At 41.5% G+C, this 22,946-nt stretch carries 10 protein-coding genes; 8 read left to right on the top strand and 2 right to left on the bottom strand.

Annotated features, from left to right (window positions below; translation table 11 throughout):
- Positions 1-9 precede the first annotated feature (9 nt).
- Positions 10-1,965 carry an ArnT family glycosyltransferase gene (locus V7L07_RS07840; protein WP_335056582.1) on the bottom strand — a complete coding sequence of 652 codons (1,956 nt, stop codon included), beginning with the start codon at positions 1,963-1,965 and terminating at the stop codon, positions 10-12.
- Between the two features lie 275 nt (positions 1,966-2,240).
- On the bottom strand, positions 2,241-2,882 hold the full coding sequence (locus tag V7L07_RS07835; protein ID WP_335056580.1) for a hypothetical protein: 642 nt from the start codon (positions 2,880-2,882) through the stop codon (positions 2,241-2,243).
- Positions 2,883-3,813: 931 nt separating this feature from the next.
- On the opposite strand from V7L07_RS07835, the gene V7L07_RS07830 reads away from it, so the two are divergent.
- The 8 genes from V7L07_RS07830 to V7L07_RS07795 all read left to right on the top strand — a co-directional run bounded on the left by V7L07_RS07830 (position 3,814) and on the right by V7L07_RS07795 (position 22,885).
- On the top strand, positions 3,814-4,146 hold the full coding sequence (locus tag V7L07_RS07830; RefSeq protein WP_335056578.1) for a DUF565 domain-containing protein: 333 nt from the start codon (positions 3,814-3,816) through the stop codon (positions 4,144-4,146).
- A 15-nt stretch (positions 4,147-4,161) separates the two neighbouring features.
- Positions 4,162-5,202 (top strand): glycerate kinase, encoded by a 1,041-nt coding sequence (locus V7L07_RS07825; protein WP_335056576.1) that lies wholly within the window; start codon positions 4,162-4,164, stop codon positions 5,200-5,202.
- Between the two features lie 1,198 nt (positions 5,203-6,400).
- Positions 6,401-10,684, top strand: coding sequence for an SDR family NAD(P)-dependent oxidoreductase (locus V7L07_RS07820; protein WP_335056573.1), 4,284 nt, complete (start codon positions 6,401-6,403; stop codon positions 10,682-10,684).
- The gene (locus V7L07_RS07815; RefSeq protein WP_335056571.1) at positions 10,685-15,460 is read left to right on the top strand and encodes an amino acid adenylation domain-containing protein; all 4,776 of its coding nucleotides are present in this window, start codon (positions 10,685-10,687) and stop codon (positions 15,458-15,460) included.
- Positions 15,461-15,490: 30 nt separating this feature from the next.
- A complete protein-coding gene (locus V7L07_RS07810) occupies positions 15,491-16,087 on the top strand; it encodes a LysR family transcriptional regulator (protein WP_335056566.1) in 597 nt (198 codons plus the stop codon).
- 9 nt (positions 16,088-16,096) lie between these two features.
- The gene (locus tag V7L07_RS07805) at positions 16,097-16,783 is read left to right on the top strand and encodes a cupin domain-containing protein (protein ID WP_335056564.1); all 687 of its coding nucleotides are present in this window, start codon (positions 16,097-16,099) and stop codon (positions 16,781-16,783) included.
- 13 nt (positions 16,784-16,796) lie between these two features.
- Entirely contained in the window at positions 16,797-17,591 is a 795-nt protein-coding gene (locus V7L07_RS07800) for an SDR family oxidoreductase (protein ID WP_335056562.1), read from the top strand.
- Positions 17,592-17,764: 173 nt separating this feature from the next.
- A complete protein-coding gene (locus V7L07_RS07795; protein ID WP_335056560.1) occupies positions 17,765-22,885 on the top strand; it encodes an amino acid adenylation domain-containing protein in 5,121 nt (1,706 codons plus the stop codon).
- The last annotated feature ends 61 nt before the right edge of the window (positions 22,886-22,946 follow it).

Raw genomic sequence — 22,946 nt, 5'->3', positions numbered from 1 at the left:
CAGTCCCCGTTACGATATATCTATTTTTTCATTTTTCTTTTTCTTAAAAGGAACTCGAACCAAGTTATAAGCACCCTTGGTGGATAAACTTTTGTAATCATCTGGCTGTAAGTCCATTTGTAAAAACTTTTTCTGTTCAGCCAACAGCAGCACTGAGGCAGGTTTTAATCCTTTGGCAGCTTGGTTTTTAATATGCTGTAAAGCCTCTTGGGGAAATCCTAAATAATTTACATGAATGTGGCTGTAAAATACCACACTAGGCTTTTTGAAGCCAAGCATGATCAATTCTTCATTTGGTTGTTTTGCTTCTAGGATGACCGCAGACAATTCCCTTAAGGGTAATTGACGTTCTCGATCTATAAAGAACAAAGCAGGCGTTAAGACAAAAATTAAAAACGCCACAAACCCGATTAAATTAATACTGATAACGTAGTTCCAGCGACGAATCAGTAAAAAACCAGCAATCAAAACAGCACATACCAGCCAAATTATACCCGCTATTACTGGTATACCAGATTGTTGAATTAGTTCGTGGAAGTTGCTGATAGCTGGATCAGTACCTAATATATGGGTTAGGTTAAATAATGCTGTTGACAAAAATGATAAAAACACTACATTCACCCAACCACTCCAAATGAGTGATGTGGGGATGGAGACACGTGGGGATGAAGAGGAATTATCAAATACTTTTTCCTTTTCCCCATGTATTTGTGTCTTCTCGTCGTATTCATTGCTGGGGAAAAGGTCACTCCACAACAAGGCTACCAGAATTGCTGCTGCTGGCATTAAAGGCAATACGTAGCTAGGGAGTTTAGTGACAGCAATGCAGAAAAAGACAAAAATGCTAGCAAACCAGAACCAGGCAAATAGACCAAATTGCTGAAAACGTTCAAGAGATCGCCAATGCGATCGCTTCCAAAACTTTAGTCTGATTATAGAGGCTGGTAAATACACTGAGTATGGCGCAAACCCCAGCAACACTATTACGAAGTAAAAATACCAAGGTGCTGAGTGACCATTAACTACTTCTGTAAAGCGTTCCAGGTTGTGATAACCAAAGAAGGAGTTAATATAATTCCAGCCATTGCGCCAAATTACTAAAGCATACCAGGGCACTGACAAACCGAGAATTATCAGTATACCTACAAAGAGGCGCATTTCCCGCAACACCTCTAGTACTTTACCCACATAAAGCAAAAAAGCACCAACAATTAGCCCTGGCAAGACAATTCCCACTGGCCCTTTAGTCAAAATTGCGCCAGCAATCAGCACATAAAAAGCTAAGTACCACTTATTAGGTAATAGGGAGGTCGTTTCGCGCCGGGATTGGGAAAATTCCTCCCCAGTCCCCAGTTTCCCAGTCTCCAGTCCCCAATCCCCATTCTCTTCCTCCCCTGCATACCCTAGAAAGAAACATAACAAGGCTGATGCCATGCAACCAGTGAGCAGCATATCAGAGACACCCGTTCTCGCCCAAATAATAGTTTCGGGATTGAGTGCCATGAGCGCTGCTGCGATAAAAGATATTAAGTAGCGGCGAGTGGGACGTGAAACTTGCTCTAATTCGTCTTGTTTAGTCAAATACCACTGTATGGTGTAAAAAGCTAAACAGACTAAGCCTAATGCTGCGATCGCAGAAGGAAGACGTACTGCCCACTCATTCACCCCAATTAGGTGAAATGCGATCGCTTGACACCAGTAAATTAAAGCAGGTTTATCGAAACGAGTGTCACCATTGAAAAATGGGGTAATCCAATCACCTGTAACGAACATCTGGCGGGAAGCTTCGGCAAACAGCGGCTCTGTCTCATCAATCAAGCCAATATTGCCCAAATTCCAGCCAAAAGCCACCCAGCCAATCAGCATCAACCCCAAAATCGACACAGTTACACTCAGGGCTGGATTTTTTGCTATTTTGTTGAACCACTGATCAACAGTGCGCTTAACACTCAATTTCATTCTCATTTAGTCAATAGTCAACAATCACTAATCAATAGTCGTTGGTTATCTATCTTTTGTTCTTCGGAGTTTTTAATTCAACGATTTTCTTCTACTCATTACTCAACACTTTACCAACTATAGGGTAGTGGCGTGGCAATGAGTGCTGAGTAATGAGTAATGAGTGCTGAGTGTGGAATCTCATTTCTTGTACCAGGACTGGGAATGGGTTAAACGCCGCGCTATCGCTAACACAAAAGGGGAACTATTATTTTGCCCCTGCCCCCTGCCCCCTGCCTCCTTCAAGGACTCAACACTAGTTGCCATTCTTTGTTTTGCGAATTCCACTTAGGTAATTGAGTTTCACCGACAACATAAGGGCCCCAGTAACGACGGGAACCATCTTGTGCAAAAGCAACTAAAATATCTCCTTTCTCCAGCTTTAAATTATTCTGAGGTAGGGATAAAATCAGTCCCTTCTCACTACCTTCTTGGGGGGCAAAATCCCAATGTGCTGGTACATCATAGTTAGTTTGTTTAGTACTAGCGCCTTTCGCTACCGACTGTCGTGCCAGTAGAGCCAGCCGTACAGGCTGATTTGTTTGATTGCTCATTCGCAAAGTCCCTTGATTGTTGACTTTGCTAGCTGATTTATCACGATCTGCCAAGACAGGATAAGTCTTCTCTTTACTGGTATGTTCTGTTTGATTGGTTGAGTTAGTTACTGGAGTAGATACACTAGCAGCAGTATCTTTTTTAGGTAAAACAGATTTAGGTAAAACAGAAGTTGTCTGCTTCTGAAAAGTTTCTGTTGGCAGTTGTGAAGATGTATCTGGGTTTGTGGACTCAAAGGATACGCTAATTCCAAAGCATCCCACCAGAGCAACAAGCAGTCCCAAGCAAGATGCTGTAACACCGACGTTACGATACACTGAATATTTCATATTGATAGTTATTAGAAATAAATATTTTGTCTAGGCTTGACCAAATAGTAGCCTATTATCCCAAAAGATAATCATACAAATTAGCCTAATATAGACTTTGTTAAAATTAGGGACACGGATGTATTATAAATATCATTTTGATGAGAAAATATTTGGAGTAAATAATTTCTTTTATGTTTGAAAAACAAGGGTTACAGACACCCATCCCTTGGAATTTTGACCGTAGTATTGAATAAAAAAATAACATTTGATACAGAGCTAGCTAATTCATTTGTATAAAAAATAAAAGTTGCCTGAAACCGCTAGCAGCTCTAACAAGGCGTGCTTTGCCAAACCTCAGATAAATCTAAGTGGTATATTTTATTTTCTGCTATGAAAAGCCACCTTATTGAGAGGATGTTTGGGAAGTGCCTATTGATATACCAAGCGATCGCAGATCCCCCTAAATATACGCTAGTCCTTTCTCCTATTTGAAGACACTACAGGTAGCTTGTTTACCTATATGGCTAAAAGTGAGGAAACTCGCGTAATGGACTATTTTCCTTCAATAAGAGGGAATTTGAGTCATTTTCCCCTTTATTTCAAGCTTGCTTATGGGGATAAAACTAAATATTTATAGTTCCCAAACATCTTCTAAGAAAATGTACTTCTCTAAAGATGATAGTATGAGCAAATTTGAAGAAACACTGGAATCGTAGTAGATATCTACAATATTAACAAACAAGCTGATACTAAAACCAATATCCTGCTTAATTTAATATAGATACAGCGAATTTCAAGTTAGTGAGGTATACAAGCTAAGTCTTAAAGCCAGATATAAAGCCTGTTTTACTTCTGAATTCTGTTAGCGCAGCGGGGCGTAGCCCATTCTGACTCCTGAATTCTGCTGTATATTTCAAGATATCTTGACTTTTCCCCAGAAGTCCCCTCAATGCAAAATACTCGTCTCAATAACTTGTTCGATGCCATTGCTACACGCTTGGGGCAATGGTTTGTAAATCCTTGGCGGCGGCTATCGTTGCTGATAATTAGTTTTTTGTTCGGTTTTTTTCTGGGAAATGCAGTTTCCACGACAGCTGGACAACGGGCAGAATTAGATATTGTGGCAGCTGGTTTTTTAGTACTGTTGACGGAAATTACCAGTAGGATATTTTATAGTCGCAGTTTTTTGTCAAGGCGATCGCTCTTGATAGACTCATTGAATCTCCTCAAAGTTGGTTTCACCTACAGCCTGTTTCTCGAAGCCTTCAAGCTGGGATCGTAGTGAGATGGGGAATTTATGAATTTGTGGCTGGGTGAAATTTTGACAACCGATGCGGTGGTGGAAACTTGGCAGCAGCAAGCTAGAGTTGCAGCGCTGGCAGATCGGTTAAGGGCTAAAGCTTTTGGGATCGCGCCGGAAAATGTCGATGAAGCGATCAAAGAGCGATCGCATTTACTAAAATCTGTCTTGCCAGCTTTTAAGCAATTTTGCCAAACTAGCCTCCAAAAGGAACCCCAGGAAATGTTACCAGTTTTGTGGGACTTATGGCTTCCTTTGGGAATCAAAATAGCATTGCACCGCCAACAATTGGAACGCCCTCTGATTCAAGGAATATTGGGAGGACAAGGCACGGGTAAAACCACAACCTGCAAAATTCTCAGTTTGATTCTCGATCAGTTGGGATACCGGACTGTAAGTTTATCTTTGGATGACTTATATAAAACTTACAGCGATCGCTTGCTTTTAACACAGCAAGATCCCCGCTTAATTTGGCGCGGGCCGCCAGGAACCCACGATGTAGACTTAGGCTTAAAGGTGCTAAATCAAATCCGCCAGTCGCAAAGTTCAGTGATGGTTCCCCGCTTTGATAAATCTGCTTATGGAGGCGCTGGCGATCGCACTACTCCAGAAATCGTTACAGGTGTAGATATTGTACTATTTGAAGGTTGGTTTGTGGGTGTACGACCAATCAACCCAAATGTATTTGATATAGCACCACCGCCAATTATCACTGAGAAGGATAGAGCATTCGCCCGTGATATTAATCATCGCCTCCACGATTATTTACCACTGTGGGAGCGATTAGACAGCTTAATTTTGCTTTATCCCACCGATTACCGCTGTTCTTTGAAGTGGCGCAAACAGGCGGAACAGCAGATGATTGCTGGGGGTAAGTCAGGGATGAGCGATGCAGAGATAGAAGAATTTGTCAATTATTTTTGGCGATCGCTTCACCCGGAATTATTCATCAAGCCGTTGCTAAAAGATGCCGCAGCAGTTGATCTAGCGATCGAGATTCTTGCCGATCATAGTTTTGGTGAAGTGTATGGCAATTAGTATTTTAATTAATGTAAAGTTAAAGAAGAATTCAGAAGTCAGCAGCGAAGGCAAGGACACTGTACGTTGGCTCATTCTTGAAGGGTAAGAGGAATTAATACCTGACTGTGTAAGGTTTCAACGTGATTCTGGAATCTAATGGTGGTAATACCACGTGAGTTAGACGAAGCATATAGTATCCATCTAATTAGCCGTAAAAAAGACCTCTAAGAAGGTTTTACCCCTCAGTGCTGAGTGCTGAGTAAATTTAAGAAGTACTCAGTACTTCTGCACTATGGTAAAAGCCCCGCCCCTTGTGGGCGGAATCTTCTTATAGAGAGAAGGTTGATACCCCGCCCCGGGCGGTCTTTCAACTCAGCACTCAGCACTTGGAACTCAGCACTCTTCATTATGCAAAACCGTCCCTCTCCGAGTCGGAGAGGGACAGACTTGAACTAAAGTTCAAGGCAGGGAGAGGTTTATTGGACTCACGTTGATACCGTGTAATCCTTCGGAAAAGCCTTAGGAGCTTATTAGATGACTCGTTCAAAACGCTTTTGTAGCTAGAGGTACAATTAATAACACATCAGCATTACACCTCTGTCCGAGCTTCAAGATCCTTGATGCTTTTAACAAGTATTTTACTATACTCAGTAATTTTTATTAACTCAGCAGTGCTGAGTCGTTTTGCACTGCTTAGTCTAAACTCCAGTATATTAGGAAGTTAATATAAAGCCATCAAGCTCCTATATGAAGATTAGTTAAATGTTTACTTAACTGTCTTAACTGTCTTAACTGTCTTAAATGTCCACATTATTATCTACTTAACTGTCTTAAATGTCTTAAATGTCCACATTATTATTTACTTAACTGTCTTAAATGTCTTAAATGTCCACATTATTATTTACTTAACTGCTATTGCATTTTATTGACAAAACTGAGATTCTTTAGAAGATTTAGGTTAAACATACTAATCTCATAAAATTTGTACTTTAATAAAACAATAATTGCTAAATATTCTCTATAGTAAGTAAATTGATGTAATAAATAAGAAGGCTAATTATGAATTAATTGATATAAAATAAAAGCAAATTTTATATTTTGCAATATGAAATAGAGTAATGTTTGCAATAGTTTTTTGTTTACCTAGATTATAGATTAGTAAGTATAAACTTATAGTTTTTAAGTACATTTAAATTATGGTAATGAGTGCAAAAAAATGAATTTTTTAGAAGAAGAGAGTTTATCTTTGAAGAAAATACAGCAACTTAAAACTAAGTTTGAATTAGTCTTATGGGAGAAAACTCCATTAAATGAATGCACAGTGATTGTGAATAAAACATATCCACTGGAAGTTATACTATATATTGTTTCAAGCTCAAAGAATTCGCTAAAGCAAATTCGCTCTTATCTTCAAAAGGTATCCGGGGAAGCATTATTACTAAAAGCTGTAGTACCAGTGTCAAATATACCTTTAACTGCCACAGGAGAGGTAGACGAATTTGCTTTGATGAACATTCCTATTATTGATGAAAGTTTAATTGAGCAACTAGAAAAGCAACTTAATTATTATCACAACATCAAACAGGCAGTGGTAGTGGTGCAAGAGTTGAGAAAGAAGATCCCTTCACTGCATTTGTCGGATTTGATCCCCAATTGGCAAGACAAGAGTGCAAACTTTGCCCCAATTTCCAGAGACTTCCAACCCAATACACAACAATATTTCTCAAAGCCGAAGCCACTTGCCATTAGCCACGGCAGTATTCTCCCGGATGATCCTTATGCACCTATTACCTTACCCGAAGTTTTGCAAAGAGCCGCGCAACAGGTTACAAGTGGGGGAATTATTTACCTGCTGCCCGATGGCGCAGAACTACGTCAATCATACGCTGAGTTACTGGAAGTTGCAGAGCGGATTCTTGCTGGTTTGATAAAATTGGGACTCAAGCCAACAAACAAAGTCATCTTGCAGATGGAACTTAGCTGTGACATTATTCCAGCTTTTTGGGGCTGCATATTGGGAGGCTTTATACCCGTAATCATGGAAGTGCCGCCGACTTATAGAGAATCAAACAAGGTGATGGATAAGCTTTGTCATATTTGGCAGTTCTTAGATAGTCCAGTCATCTTAACTACGGAAATTCTTAAACAAGAGGTAGAATTACTATCGCAATGGCTACCAGCAGAACGCCTCAAAATAGGTGCAATTGAAGCTTTAAAAAACAATACTACTAGCAAACAATATCACCATAGTCAACCAGATGAAGTTGCTCTATTTAACCTGACTTCTGGAAGTACAGGAATACCAAAATGCGTTCAATTGACTCATCAAAATCTCATTGCTCGTGCTAGAGGAGCCAACCAACTCAATCAACACGAGCCAGAAGATGTGATTTTAAATTGGCTGCCATTCGATCATATTGGCAGCATTTCAGATTGGCATATCCGGGCTGTGGAATCGGGTTGCACATTAGTTTATGCCCAAAAAGAATATATATTAGGTCGCATCCTCAACTGGTTGGATTTGATTCATAAATACCGCATTACTCATAGCTGGGCCCCTAACTTTGCATACACCATAGTTAATGACTCCCTCAAACAAGAATCAGAACAGAATTGGAACTTATCGTGTGTGAAATTCCTACTGACAGCTGGTGAAGCAGTATCTAGTAAAGCTGTAGAGGATTTTCGAGAAAATTTAGTTGCATATAGACTCAAAGCAACGGCAATTCGACCAGCTTTTGGCATGGCTGAGATGGGTTCAGGGATTACATATTATCAGCCCATTAAAGAAGCACCTTTGTTGTTCCATAGAATAGATAAATCTATCTTGCAAGGTACGATTCAACGAGTAGAAATAGACCATCCAAATTATAATACTTTTACCGATTTAGGCTCAGTCATTCCAGGAATTACCATTCGCATTGTAGACGAGCAAAACTCTGTATTAAAAGAAGATACTATAGGGCGTTTGCAAGTCAAAGGTGATGCAGTTTCTCCGGGATATTACAACAACCAAAATGCCAACGATCAATCTTTTTTAAAAGATGGTTGGTTTGATACTGGCGATTTAGGATTCATAGCCAACGGACAATTGGTGGTTACTGGTCGTGCCAAAGAAACTATTATTATTAATGGAGCCAACTACTACAGTCATGAAATTGAAGCAATAGTGGAAGAAATTGCCGAAATTGAAGTTTCCTACACCGCCGCTTGTGCAGTCACCAATGTTGATGGTGCAACAGAGAAACTAGCTATCTTTTTCAGTTCACCGATTACTGAAGATCAAAAAATATTAGAACTACTGAAGAAAATTCGCCAGACAGTTGTTATTAAAGTAGGATTGAATCCTGACTATTTAATTTTATTGCCTAAAGAAGATATTCCCAAAACTGTTATTGGTAAAATCCAGCGATCGCAACTTAGCGATCGCTTTCATGCAGGTGAGTTTAACTCAATTCTCAAACGGTTCGATATATTACTAAATAATACTAACACTATTCCTGATTGGTTCTATCAAAAAGTCTGGCGACCTAAGCAAGCCAAGGCTTTGAAGACTTTATCCCAAAATTCTCTGACTATAGTATTTCTCGACGAGTTAGGATTGGGAGCATTTATTTGTCAGCAACTAAAACAGCAAAATCTACCCTATATTTCTATTTCACCTGGATATGATTTTGCAAAAAAAAGCCCTAATTATTTCTTTTTGGCTCCTGGGAATGCAGACCATTATCAGCTATTGCTTGAGACTATAAAAGCTGAAAACTTGACTATCGGTCAAATTCTTCATTTGTGGAATTATCATGAGTATAGCGGAGAAATCACCAGCCTAGATGCTCTGGAAATAGCCCAAATCCAGGGAACTTATAGTTTGTTGTTTCTTGTGCAAGCATTAGCAAAAACTCACGAAATTCAAGATTTAGTTCAATTATTATTTGTTTCTAGCTACACCCAGTCTACACAAGCAATAGACAAGATAGCTTATGAAAAATCTCCAGTTTTGGGAGTAATTAAAACTATTCCCCAGGAAATACCCTGGTTAAATTGTCGCCACATTGATTTAGTACCAAACTCACTACAAGTTGATGGGAATTATATTCTGCAAGAACTCCAGGTTTTATCAAAAGGGCAAGAGGTAGCTTACCGAGATGGACAGCGTTTGATTGCAGGTTTAGAAAAAGTTAATCTGCAAGATAAATCAAAACAAGAACTTCCCTTTAAATCAGGGGGAATGTATCTGATAAGTGGTGGACTTGGGGGTGTGGCAATTGAAATTGCTAAATATCTAATTAAGTTTTTTAATGCCAAATTATTATTAGTAGGTCGGACTCGTTTACCAAGTGAAGATATTTCATCCAACGTCTCTACGGAAATATTAGAAAAAATCAAGCTTTATCAGGAATTAAAGCAGCTGGGAACGGTGGTTTATGAGACAGTGGATATCTGCGACTTTCAAGCCGTTCAACAAGTGGTGTCAAAAGTCAAGGCTAACTGGGGAAGTCAGCTAGATGGGGTGATTCATCTGGCGGGAACTTATCACGAACAAATGTTAGTGGATGAAACACCAGAGAGTTTAGCTGCTATCTTACGTCCCAAAATTTTAGGTACTTGGGTGCTGCATCAGGTTCTAAACAAGCAAGGAAAGGGGGTTTTCATTAGCTTTTCGTCTTTGGCGAGTTTCTTTGGTGGCGCTACCATTTCTGCTTATGCTGCTGCTAACAATTTTTTGGAAAGCTTTAATCAATACCAACGTTCTGTTGGTGAGTTACACAACTATTGCTATGCCTGGACAATTTGGCGTGATACAGGGATCAATAAGGGTTATCAGAGGCAAGAAATCACCCAGGCTCAAGGCTTTTATGAGATGAGTCTGCAACAAGGGTTATCTTCCTTATTGGCTGGTTTATATCATGGCCAAGGACAGCTGATAGTCGGGTTAGATGGTAGCAATGCCAAAATTCGGCGTTTTACCTCAGATTTTCCAGGGTTACAGAAATTAACTGCCTATTTCACTACACATAACGGTGCTGCTGTACCAGAGTTATCAGATTTTACGGTGTGCGATCGCTTTACAACCACCGTTAACTGTGACTTCGTGCAACTCTCAGAAATGCCCCTCACCGCTAAGGGCGAAATTAATCGAGATTTACTGGCTAGGGGGATGACTCGTACAGAAGCGATGTCTTCGGCGGGCGCTTGCGCGATCGCTCCCCGAAATGAAACGGAACGGCAAATAGCCCAAACTTGGCAAGAAGTTTTAGGAATACCCCAAATCGGCATTCACGATAACTTCTTTGAACTAGGAGGAAATTCTTTACTAGCCTTCCAAGTTATTTCTCGGTTGCGCGAGACTTTTTCTGTTGAGTTGTCGCCCAATCGGTTTTTTGCATCGCCTACCGTAGCTGGTTTGGGAGAAAGTCTGGAGGCGCTGCTAACTGTTGTCACGAACTGGAATGTAGCTTTTGATGACGCAGAACCAGAATATGAGGGAGGGGTATTATAAATGACGACAATAGAATTTGTCTCTTATTTAAATAGCTTAGGCATCAAAGTTTGGCTAGAAGGCGACCAGTTAAATTATCGCGCTCCCAAGGGAGTGATGAACCCAGACCTGAAAAACAAACTACTAGGGCGCAAATCAGAAATCCTGGCTTTTCTAGAAGAAGCTAAGACTGCAACAGACTCCTCCTTTGAGCCAATACCATCTATACAGCGTTTTGGAGAGTTGCCTTTATCTTTTGCCCAGCAGAGGATGTGGTTTCTCTATCAATTAGAAAGCCAAAGCCCGTTTTATAACGAAGGTTTACAGCTGCGCGTTGCAGGTGTACTCAACCTAGAAGCTCTACAGCAGAGTATCAACGAAATCATTCGCCGCCACGAAATTTTACGGACAACGTTTCCCGCAGTTGACGGGAAACCCGTGCAAGTCATCTCTCCTAGCTTGACAATCAACATACCAGTACTGGACTTGCAAGGCTTAGAAGAAGCAGAAGTACAACAGATTGTCACCAAAGAAGCTCGACAACCTTTTGATTTGAGTAATGCCCCTTTGTTGCGGGTTACTTTACTACGGTTGGGGTCAGAGTCCTATATGTTGGTGTTGATTATGCACCATATCATCACGGATGGCTGGTCAATGGGGATATTCATCCAAGAGTTGTCCAGCCTCTACCGGGGTTTTACTCTTAATTCTCCTCAACTTCTGGCTCAGTTGCCCATCCAGTATGCTGATTTTACAGTTTGGCAACGACAGTGGTTAACTGAGGCAATTCAAAAACAGCAATTAAATTACTGGAAGCAACAGTTAGCCGATGCGCCACCCTTATTAGAACTACCCACAGACAAACCACGCCCAGCCATTCAGACTTTCTGTGGTGCTACCCAGGAATTTCAAATTGACCAGAATTTGAGCAAGCAAATCAAAACCTTCAGCCAACAGTCAGGAGCTACCTTATTTCATACCCTACTAGCGGCTTTTGTGGTTTTAATGTTTCGCTACAGTGGTCAAGATGATATCTGCATTGGTAGCCCCATTGCCAACCGCAACCGTAGAGAATTAGAATCATTAATTGGCTTTTTTGTCAATACATTGGTACTGCGTAACCAAATCAAAGGAAATCCGAGTTTTAGTGAGTTTCTCTCACAAGTGCGACAAGTTGCAACGTCCGCTTACACTCACCAAGATGTTCCCTTTGAACAAGTGGTAGAAGCTTTGCAGCCAGAACGTTCTCTCAGCTACAATCCCCTATTTCAAGTGGTGTTTGTCTTAGAGAATTTCTTGTTGGATACATTAGAATTGCCTGATGTCACCCTGACTCCTCAATTTGTAGAACGTGGCACATCTCAGTTTGATTTGACCTTGTCCGTTTGGGAGACAAAAGCGGGACTGATAGGTTCGTGGGAACATAACAGCGACCTATTTGAACCAGATACCATTGCAAGGATGACAAGTCATTTCCAGACTTTGTTAGCAGCGATTATTGCTAATCCGAATCAAGCCATTGGTGAATTACCACTGCTGAGTCAGCCGGAGCGACATCAGTTGTTAGTGGAATGGAATGATACTTATACGTCTTATCCTCAGAGTAAATGCCTCCATGAGTTATTTGAAGAGCAGGTAGAAAAAACACCAAATGCGATCGCAGTAGTCTATGAGAATGAGTCCCTCACCTACCAGGAGTTGAACGATCGCGCAAATCAATTGGCGCATTATTTGCAAACTTTAGGTGTGGGTGCAGAAGTTCTAGTAGGAATTTGCATTGAGCGATCGCCCTTAATGGTGGTCGGATTGCTGGGCATACTCAAGGCTGGTGGGGCATACCTACCGCTTGACCCCGCATATCCCCAAGAGCGGTTGGCGTTCATGCTAAAAGATGCTCAGGTATCGGTGCTGTTAACCCAGAAAAGTTTGGTTGCAACGTTACCGCCACATAAAGCGCGGGTGGTTTGTCTTGATAGCGACATTTCCAGCACAAGAACAGAAAATTTACTCCACACAGTCACAACCGACAATCTAGCTTATGTGATTTACACCTCTGGCTCCACCGGCAGACCTAAAGGAGTGCAAATTGAACATCGAGGATTGTTAAATCTCGTCTTTTGGCATCAACAAGCTTTTGCAGTGTCGTCTCTTGATCGAGTCACACAAGTTGCAGGAGTAGCATTTGACGCTTGTGGTTGGGAAATCTGGCCTTATCTAACGGCTGGCGCTAGCATCCACTTTCCCAATGATGAAACTAGGCTTGATCCTGAGCAACTACGAGATTGGCTGTTATCAAAGGCCATCACCATTAGCTTTCTCCCAACACCAATGGCCGAGAAAATTCTGTCATTAAATTGGCCGGCCAATGCTGCTTTGCGGACTTTGCTCACGGGTGGAGATCAACTGCATCAATATCCTTCGGTTTCTCATCCCTTTCAGGTGGTGAATAATTACGGGCCAACAGAGAATACTGTAGTCGCAACATCCGGTCCTGTTCCTAAAAGACAACAAACCTATTTACAACCTACGATTGGACGAGCGATCGCAAATACCCAAGTTTATATACTAGATTCTCTATTGCAGCCTGTACCGATTGGTGTGACTGGAGAATTGTACATCGGCGGTGAGAGCTTGGCACGGGGTTATCTCCACCGTCCCGACCTGACTACAGAACGCTTCATTCCTAACCCTTTTAAAAGAAGCAGGGGGCAGGGAGCAGGGGGCAAGGGGGAATGCGATCGCTTGTATAAGACGGGCGATTTAGTTCGCTACCAAGCCGATGGCAATATAGAATTTTTGGGTCGCATTGATTACCAAGTGAAGATTCGCGGCTTCCGCATTGAACTTTCGGAAATTGAGGCGACTTTGACTCAACATCCCCAGGTAAGGGATGCTGTTGTAATTGCCAGAGAAGATATACCTGGTGTGAAGAATTTAGCAGCATATATCATTCCAGAATTGACACAGCCAACCAGTAATGAGCTACGCCTGTTTCTTAAGTCAAAGCTCCCTAATTACATGGTTCCTGCATCCTTCACAGTTCTAGGAGTTCTGCCCATTACCCCCAACGGCAAGTTAGACCGTCGAGCATTACCAGTACCAGAGTTCGAGTCCGATGAATCCACTGGCTTTGTCTCCCCCCACACCCACACTGAAGAAGTCTTGGCCAAGATTTGGCGGGATGTTTTAGTACTAAAACAAGTTGGTATCCACGATAACTTCTTTGAATTGGGTGGAGACTCTATAATTAGTATGCAAATTATTGCCAAAGCCAATCAAGCTGGACTAAAACTTACTCCCAAACAATTATTTCAACACCAAACAATTGCTGAATTAGCTACTGTTGCTGGTATAATCAATTCGGTTAAATCAGAACAAGGTTTAGTTACAGGGGTTGTCCCTCTAACACCGATTCAGAAGTGGTTCTTTGAGCAAAACCTGCCGGAACCTCATCACTTTAACCAATCCTTCCTGCTAGAAGTTCCCGCAAATTTGCAACCGGAATTATTAAAGCAGGCACTACAAAAATTACTGCACCATCACGATGCTTTACGCCTGCGGTTTGTCCAGCAGGAGGGGCAATGGCAGCAGTACAACAGTGATGCCAGCGATGAAGTATCGTTGGGCATTGCAGATTTATTATATCTGCCCCCAGCAGAAGAGTTAAAAGCGATCGCGCTCAGGGCAGATGCAGCACAAAGGACGCTGAATTTAACAAATGGGTCGCTGATGCGGGTCATTCTGTTTAACTTAGGCAATTCCCCCGCACGTTTACTCATCGTCATCCATCACTTGGCTATCGATGGCATCTCGTGGCGGATTTTACTAGAAGACTTATCTGAGGCATACAAACAATTAGAAGTTGGTAAAAGTATCCAACTACCAGCAAAAACAACTTCTTTTAAGGATTGGGCAATTAGATTGCAGGATTATGCCCGCAGTCCAGAACTCCATGCACAGCGAGATTACTGGCTGGATTTAATGCGGTTCCCAATTGCTCCTTTACCGTTGGATTATGCTGCTGTTGCCCAAGATAACACTGTAGCTTCTAGTCAGATTGTGTCTGTATACCTGAGTGTAGAACAGACTCGCGCCCTGTTACAGGATGTTCCTGGAGCCTATAACACCCAAATTAACGATGTACTGCTAACAGCATTGGTGCAGACCTTCACTCGTTGGACAGGTTCTCACTCCCTATTGATTGACCTAGAAGGTCATGGACGAGAGGACTTGTTTGAGGATGTGGACTTGTCACGCACGGTAGGCTGGTTTACCAGTATATTCCCCGTGCTGTTAAAACTTGAAGATCGCAACGATCCCGGAGAAGTTATCAAGTCAGTAAAGGAGCAACTGCGACGTATTCCCAACAGGGGTATTAGCTATGGCATCTGGCGCTATCTTAACCCAAATGAGAGCGATCAATTACAAGCCCTCCCCAAAGCCGAGGTCAGCTTTAACTACTTGGGTCAATTCGATCAAACCCAGTTAGCAACCCTTGGCTGGAAATATGCCCAAGAGTCTAGCGGTTCTATTCACAGCCCCAAAGGACAGCGTAGCCATTTGCTAACAGTAAATGGATTAGTTGTGGAAGGAAGGCTGAAACTAGAGTGGCAATATAGCGAGCATTTTCATTCCTGGGCGACTGTAGAAAAGCTGGCTAATCAGTATATAGAAGCCTTAGAAGCTATTATTGCCCATTGTTTATCTCCAGATGCAGGTGGCTATACTCCTTCAGATTTCCCAGAAGTTGAGTTTAGCCAAGAAGCTTTGGACGAACTGTTAGCAGAAATTGAATGAAGTGATCATGATCATTACTTAGGAAAAACTATGCTGGAATTTCAGATTGAATTTCAACCTCGTATCCCTCCTTCCAAAAATTTAGTCATAGGTACTTTGGGGCCGGCTGCTACTAGTAGTGACTACGCTGCCAAACATATAACTAACCATCTGAGTTCAGAACAAGTAACTGTATCAACTCAGTTATTTGATACTTTTACAGAAGTCAGAGAAGCTTTGCTACAAGACAAGGTAGATATGGCTTTAGTTCCTCATGCTTACGACCGAGTTAATGAGTTTTATATGGAGCCTAATTTTGAGTTAGGCTTCGTTTTTATATTTCCTACTCCAGTCTATGGATTAGCTAAGAAAAAAAATAAAGAGGTAGCTTTCAAAGGTTCTAGAATTGTTACTCATCCGGCTCCACTACCTTTGTTAACAAAACTCTTGCCAGATGCTCAAGATCAAACACAAATACAAGTGGATTTGTCTCCTTCTACCAGCGATTCAGCGATCCAGGTAATGCAGGGTTTAGCCGATTTTGCGATTACTAATGAGAATGCTGTGAAAGCTTACGATTTAGAGTTTGTTTCCACCTATGGAAACATCCGCATGAGTTGGTCGATTTTTCAGAAAAAATTCAATTAACAGCAAGTCATGTCTAAATATTTTCCCCAACCAAAAATCAGCAAAATTAATTACGATGTAGAGTTAATTATATTTCAATGTGAAGACACAGTTGTGCAGTTAGTTTCTATTCCCCCAGGAGCTACTTTTGAATTGCATAAACATCCCGAAAGTCAAATTGGAATGCAAATTGCGGGACGTTTAGAATTTAACCTCAACGGTACTAAAGAAATTCTCGAACCCCTTGAGCAAGTTTATGTAGCTGGTTCTAATGTTCTTCATGGTTCTATCAACCATTTTTCAGAAACAGCATTAGCATTTGATGTGAAACGCATCACAAATTCTGAGGAAGCAGAGGAGAAGATTTTAAAAGTTACACCCACTCAAGACGAAGTTACAGGTTTCGATCGCCAGTCTGTTTTTGGTTCTTGGTTTGAGATTTTAATTACCAAGATTCCTCCGAAAGGAATAATACCAATTCGCTCATCTCCTAGTGAAATAATGGGAATAATCCTGAATGGTAAATTAGCGATCGCCATAGAAAAACAGCAACGAAAGCTAGAATATGGTAGTGTTTATTATGCTCCGGCTGATGTTCCTTATGGAGGACATAATCTTTCTGATGGAACAGTATCTTTGATTGAAATTCTGATTAAACCTAATTCTAGTTTATCAGTCAAAAATATTTTTTCAAAGACAGCGATCACTACTTCTTAAAGGCATATTTATCATGGATTTAGGATTAACGAAGAAAGTAGCTTTAGTAACAGGCGCAAGTGCTGGTATTGGTTATAGTGTTGCCCAAAAGCTGGTCGTAGAAGGTTGTCAGTTAATAATCTGTGGGAGAAATTCTGAGCGATTAGAACAAGCTTATCAAGGTTTGGTTGGTTATCAAGCAAAAGTTATCCCCATTTGTGCTGATGTGCAAAATGCAAGTGATTCTCAAAAATTAGTTCAAGAAGCTCTCAGCAAATTGGGAAAAATTGATATCTTGGTTAATAATTCTGAAGGTGCTACATTTTCTAATGAACCAGTAGAAAATCTTTCTAATGAAGATTGGTCAACTGTCTTTGAAGGCAAGTTACTGGGTTATATTCGCATGACTAATCTGGTGCTACCAACGATGAAAAATCAGCAATGGGGGCGCGTTATCAATATTGTTGGAACATCAGGAAAAGAACCTTCTAGCCGTCTTGTAAAATCGGGAGTGGCGAATGCTGCATTAATCAATTTTACTAAAACTGTTGCTACGCAAGTTGCTAAGTGGAATGTTTTAGTTACTGCTGTTAATCCTGGTCTGATTGATACTCCAAGGCATAGAGAATATTTAGAAGTATTCGCCCAACAGGAAGGCCGGACAGTGGATTCAATCATCGCAGCAACAAATAATAATATTCCTCTTGGTCGTCGCGGTTATTCTAGTGAGGTTGCTAATTTGGTTGCCTTTCTAGCGTCAGAATGTGCTAGTTATATTACGGGTGTTACTATTCCAGTCGATGGTGGATTGTCTACGTCTGCTTTTTAAGGGATTTGTTAGGTTTTAGGTTGATGGGTTTTATTTGATTTGTGACAATTACTTTTTTTTAACTAACCGCAAAGGCGCAAAGGGCGCAAAGAAAAGAGACAGAGAAGATTTTAGGATGGCTTGATAGAGATAAATTAAGTAATTAATATCATCTTTTTTAAAGAAATAAAACAATGGTAGTTGCACAAAACCAAAGTAAAAGTAAAGATATTGAATCTATCTATCTCCTGTCGCCTACGCAGGAGGGAATGCTATTTCATACTCTCTATGAGCCGGAATCAAAAACATATTTTGAACAGTTTCAATTAACTCTACATGGCAATTTAGATCCGGGGATATTTGAACGGGCTTGGCAACTCTTGGTAGAGCGACATTCGGCGTTGCGGACTCTTTTTGTTTGGAAGAATCGCAAACAATCAGTGCAGGTGGTGCGTAAACAAGTGAAATTGCCGTGGTCTAATTTAGATTGGCGGATGTTTCCTCAAGAAGAGCAAGAAATCCAGCTGAATTCTTTTTTAGATGCAGATAGAAAACAAGGTTTTGAACTTGACAAAGCTCCCCTCATGCGCTTTGCTTTAATTCGGGTAGCCGATGAAACATACCAGTTTGTTTGGAGCTTTCATCACTTGCTACTTGATGGCTGGAGTTGGCCGATTATCTTCAAAGAATTGTTTGCTTTATATGAGTCAATTCAAAATGGTCAACAGTTATGTTTAGCTCCTATTCGCCCTTATCGAGATTATATTAATTGGTTACAGCAACAAGATTTAGCTGGAGCGAAGGCATTTTGGCAACAAAATCTTGAGGGTTTTTCTACACCTACGCCTTTGGTAAGTGAGCGAGCAATCGGGCAGAGTTCTCACCAACAACAAGATATTGAGGTGCGATCGCAAAATCTATCACCTGAAACGACAACTACTTTAAAATCTTTTGCTCAACAACATCATCTAACCCTTGCCACATTAGTACAAGCCGCTTGGGGGCTATTACTCAGTCGCTACAGTGGCGAATTTGATGTGGTTTTTGGCACTACTGTATCTGGTCGCCCCCATACTTTATCTGGTGTAGAGTCGATGGTGGGGTTATTTATTAATACTCTGCCGGCACGAGTGAAAATCCCTGAGAAAACCGATTTGTTAACTTGGCTGGGGTTGTTGCAACAAGAATATATAGAGCGGGAGCAGTATTCATACACCCCACTGGTAGATATTCAAGGTGTGAGTGAAATTCCTCGAACTCAACAGTTGTTTGAAAGCATTGTTGTATTTGAAAACTATCCGGTAAATGCAACGTTACAGCAACTCCCTGGAAACTTGAGCATCGGGAAACTGCAAGACAGAGGACAAACCAATTATCCTCTGACACTGCTGGCAATTCCTGGCGAGGAAATGACTGTAAAAATTTACTACGATCGCGATCGCTTTGATGCAGATATTATCGATCGCATGGCTGGTCATTTCCTGACTCTGTTGGAGGGAATTACCATCAATCCTCACCGCACTCCAAGAGAGTTACCGCTACTCACTCCATCTGAACAAGATTTGCTGTTAGTTAAGTGGAATGATACCTCAGTAGCGCACCCCATTAATAGTTGCATCCATCAGTTATTTGAGGAGCAAGTAAAAAAAACACCCCAAGCCTTGGCGGTGGTATATGAAAACCAACAATTGACTTATGAAGAGTTAAACCAGCAAGCTAATAAAATCGCCCATTACTTGCAACGCTTCGGTGTGAAACCAGATGTACCAGTTGGTATTTGTGTAGAACGATCGCTAACAGCTGCGATCGCTATTTTAGGAACTCTCAAGGCTGGGGGAGTTTGCGTTCCCCTCGATCCTACCTATCCCCCAGAGCGTTTAGCCTTCATGCTCAAGGATTCTCAAGCACCAGTCGTCTTAACTCAAACACGTTGGAAGTCATTACTTGAGGGGAATTTTGCTCATCGTCTGATTGTGTTAGATGAAGATGGCGACGAAATCGCCAAAGAATCCCAGAGTAATCTGCAAGTTGAAGTAGCAGCTGATAATTTAGCCTATATAATTTATACTTCCGGCTCTACTGGCACTCCCAAAGGCACTCTTGTTCCCCAGCGATCGCTCACCAATTTAGTAGAACACCATCAGGCGAAAATGGTCACAGGTGTTGGTGTGCTTCAGTTTGCCTCCCTCAGTTTTGATGTCAGCTATCACGAAATATCCGTGGCGTGGGGCTTTGGAGGTACGTTGTATATCATTCCTGAAAGCGATCGCAAGGATTTAGATAAATTAATCCACTTACTAGCTAATAACCCCATTGGTAAAGTGATCCTACCTGTCACCCTTTGGCAGCAATTAGCGGAAATATACGGAGAACAATCACATTTATTTCAGAACATTCGGGAAGCGATCGCTTGTGGCGAACAACTCCAAATTACTCAGCCCATGATTAAGCTGTTTAAGCGTCTGGAAAATTGTACACTCTACAATTTCTATGGCCCCACGGAAGCAGATTTAGTGACAGCTTATACTTTTAGCCAAAAGCCAGATGAATGGCCGATTTATCCCCCCATTGGTAAGGCTGCCGTCAATGTGCAAGTTTATCTGTTAGATAGCAATCTCCAACCCTTACCGATTGGCATTCCTGGAGAACTCTACGTCAGTGGTGATGGTTTAGCTCGTGGCTACCTCAACCGTCCAGATTTGACCAATCAGAAATTTCTCCCCAATCCCTTCGGAAGAGGCAGGGGGCAGGGAGCAGGGGGAAAACTCCTGACTCCGCAAGGGCTAAACGCCCCGCTACCGCTAACAGCACTCAACACTCAGCACGGGCTAAACGCCCCGCTACCGCTAACAGCACTCAGCACTCAGCACTCAACACTCAGCACTCAACACTCAACACTCAACACTCAGCACGGGCTAAACGCCCCGCTACCGCTAACAGCACTCAGCACTCAGCACTCAACACTCAACACTCAACACTCAACACTCAACACTCAGCACTCAGCACTCAGCACTCAGCACTTGTATAAAACTGGGGATTTAGCTCGATACTTACCAGATGGGAATATTGAGTTTTTGGGACGCATAGATGATTTGGTAAAAATTCGGGGCTTTCGCGTTGAATTGGGAGAAGTTGAAGCTGTTTTGAGCAAACATCCTCAAATTAACCAAGCAGTAGCAAAAGTGCATGGGGAAAGTGCCAGGGAAAAATATTTAGTCGCTTACTTTGTGCCAATTCCAGGAGAATCAGTAACAGTTGAACAACTGCGGACTTATTTGACTGAGCAATTGCCAGATTATATGATTCCATCGGCTTTTGTCGAAATGGCATCTTTCCCACTTACACCCAATGGTAAGGTAAACCGTCGCATCTTACCAGAACCCACAAACAGCCGACCAGAATTAAGTCAAACTTATGTTGCACCGCGTAATCCCACCGAAGAAATTTTAGCTGGGATTTGGAGGGATGTTTTAGGGTTAGAACAAGTTGGCATTTACGATAACTTCTTTGATTTGGGGGGACATTCTTTACTAGCAACTCAGGTTATTGCTTTAACGCGCAAAGCCTTTGGCATAGAATTACCCCTTTTAAGTTTATTTGAGTCACCAGCGATCGCACCTTTAGCCCAAAAAATTGCCACAGCTAAAGCGCCAGACGGGCAGGAGTTATCTTTAAAACGACTTCCCCCCCAAAACGAACCAATACCAATTTCTTTAACCCAGCTAGAGTTGTGGTTTTTTGACCAATTCTATCCAGGGAATTCCATCTATAATCTGCCTTTGGTTTATCGCATCACAGGCGCGCTGAACGAGAAAGCATTATCAGATAGTTTAAGAGAAATTGTCCGGCGACATGAGACATTGCGATCGACCTTTCAGGTGAAAAATGGGCAAGTCGTTTATGCTGTTGTGAACGAGCCTATCTTTGACTTTTCCGTAATCGATCTGCGGCACATCAGCGAAACTGAGCGCGAAACTCAAGCCACACAAGAGGCTGAGAAGGAAATTAAACAGCCTTTCGATTTGGCACGAGGCCCTTTATTACGCAGCAAGCTTTGGCGCTTGGATGAACAAGAATATCTGTTTATTGCCGTCACCCACCATATTGTTGCTGATGGTTGGTCTTTTAGTATCCTCACCCAAGAACTAGCAGAACTTTACGCAGCCTTCTCTCAGGGTAAGCGATCGCCTCTGACTGAGTTACCAATCAAATATACCGACTTTGCCCAATGGCAGAGACAGTGGTTACAAGGACAAATCTTAGAATCTCAGCTTGAGTTTTGGCAAAAACATTTAGGCAGTAATCCATCTGTGCTGAAGCTACCAACCGATCATCCCCGTCCGTCGGTGCGAACCTTCAAAGCTGCAAGCCAACCAGTAGTTCTTTCAAAAAAATTAACCGATGCTCTCAAAGCGCTGAGTCAACAGGAAGGCGTAACCCCGTTTATGACCTTGTTGGCAGCATTCCAAACATTACTTTTCTCTTATACAAGACAGGAAAACATCATTGTCAGCAGCGCCCTTGCCAATCGCACCAGAGTAGAAACTGAGAGACTGATTGGCTTCTTTGTTAATTTACTGCCATTTTGTACCAACTTAGGAGGAAACCCCAGCTTTCGGGAACTACTTGGCCGAGTGCGTGAGGTAGCCTTGGGTGTCTACGCTCATCAAGAAATACCCCTGATAAAGCTAATAGAAAAACTCCAACCAGTGAGAGACTCTAGTTACACATTAATAAATCAAGTAATGTTTGTCTTTCAAAATACGCCACAGGATAATTTAGAATTTGCCAATCTAGTTTTGAAAGAACAGTTTATTGGCAGAGATACAAAGGATACCGCAGAATTTGATTTAGAGTTAACACTCGAAGAAACATCAACAGGTATTGAAGGTTTACTTGTATATAGATCCGATTTATTTGCCGAGTCTACTATTACTAAGATGGTCGATAATTTTCAGATTTTGCTGGAAAAAATAACGACCAATTATAACCAACGTCTTGCTGAACTTGTTTTAATATCTAAAGCTCCAAAATTGCCAATTGAAAATACTAAATTCCCAGTCTCAAGGGATTTTATTACACCTCAAAATCCTATCGAGGAAACTGTGTTAACTATCTGGAAAGAAATTTTAGGTATAGAGCAAATTAGCACTCAAGACAACTTTTTTGAAATAGGAGGACATTCTTCTCAAGCCCTTGAAGTTATATACAAACTACAGTCAGCTTTCCAAGTAGAGCTTCCCTTGATCTACCTGTTTGAAAAACCTACTGTAGTTCAACTTGCAGAAGCAATCCAATATCAATTAAACAGTTAAGGTATTTTCATGTAGGGTGTGTTGTCAGCGCCGCACCCTCAACAATCTAAGGCGCGTTAGC

The organism is Nostoc sp., from assembly GCF_036916985.1.
Classification (GTDB): Bacteria; Cyanobacteriota; Cyanobacteriia; order Cyanobacteriales; family Nostocaceae; genus Nostoc.
Note: the sequence above shows the minus strand (reverse complement) of the source record. Positions and strands in the feature narration are given on the sequence as shown.

Bases quoted from the DNA above. Each gene is read 5' to 3' on its own strand.
- V7L07_RS07805 (WP_335056564.1), top strand. From the start codon at position 16,097: ATGTCTAAATATTTTCCCCAACCAAAAATCAGCAAAATTAATTACGAT.
- V7L07_RS07800 (WP_335056562.1), top strand. From the start codon at position 16,797: ATGGATTTAGGATTAACGAAGAAAGTAGCTTTAGTAACAGGCGCAAGT.
- V7L07_RS07820 (WP_335056573.1), top strand. From the start codon at position 6,401: ATGAATTTTTTAGAAGAAGAGAGTTTATCTTTGAAGAAAATACAGCAA.
- V7L07_RS07815 (WP_335056571.1), top strand. From the start codon at position 10,685: ATGACGACAATAGAATTTGTCTCTTATTTAAATAGCTTAGGCATCAAA.
- V7L07_RS07830 (WP_335056578.1), top strand. From the start codon at position 3,814: ATGCAAAATACTCGTCTCAATAACTTGTTCGATGCCATTGCTACACGC.
- V7L07_RS07795 (WP_335056560.1), top strand. From the start codon at position 17,765: ATGGTAGTTGCACAAAACCAAAGTAAAAGTAAAGATATTGAATCTATC.
- V7L07_RS07840 (WP_335056582.1), bottom strand. From the start codon at position 1,965: ATGAGAATGAAATTGAGTGTTAAGCGCACTGTTGATCAGTGGTTCAAC.
- V7L07_RS07825 (WP_335056576.1), top strand. From the start codon at position 4,162: ATGAATTTGTGGCTGGGTGAAATTTTGACAACCGATGCGGTGGTGGAA.
- V7L07_RS07810 (WP_335056566.1), top strand. From the start codon at position 15,491: ATGCTGGAATTTCAGATTGAATTTCAACCTCGTATCCCTCCTTCCAAA.
- V7L07_RS07835 (WP_335056580.1), bottom strand. From the start codon at position 2,882: ATGAAATATTCAGTGTATCGTAACGTCGGTGTTACAGCATCTTGCTTG.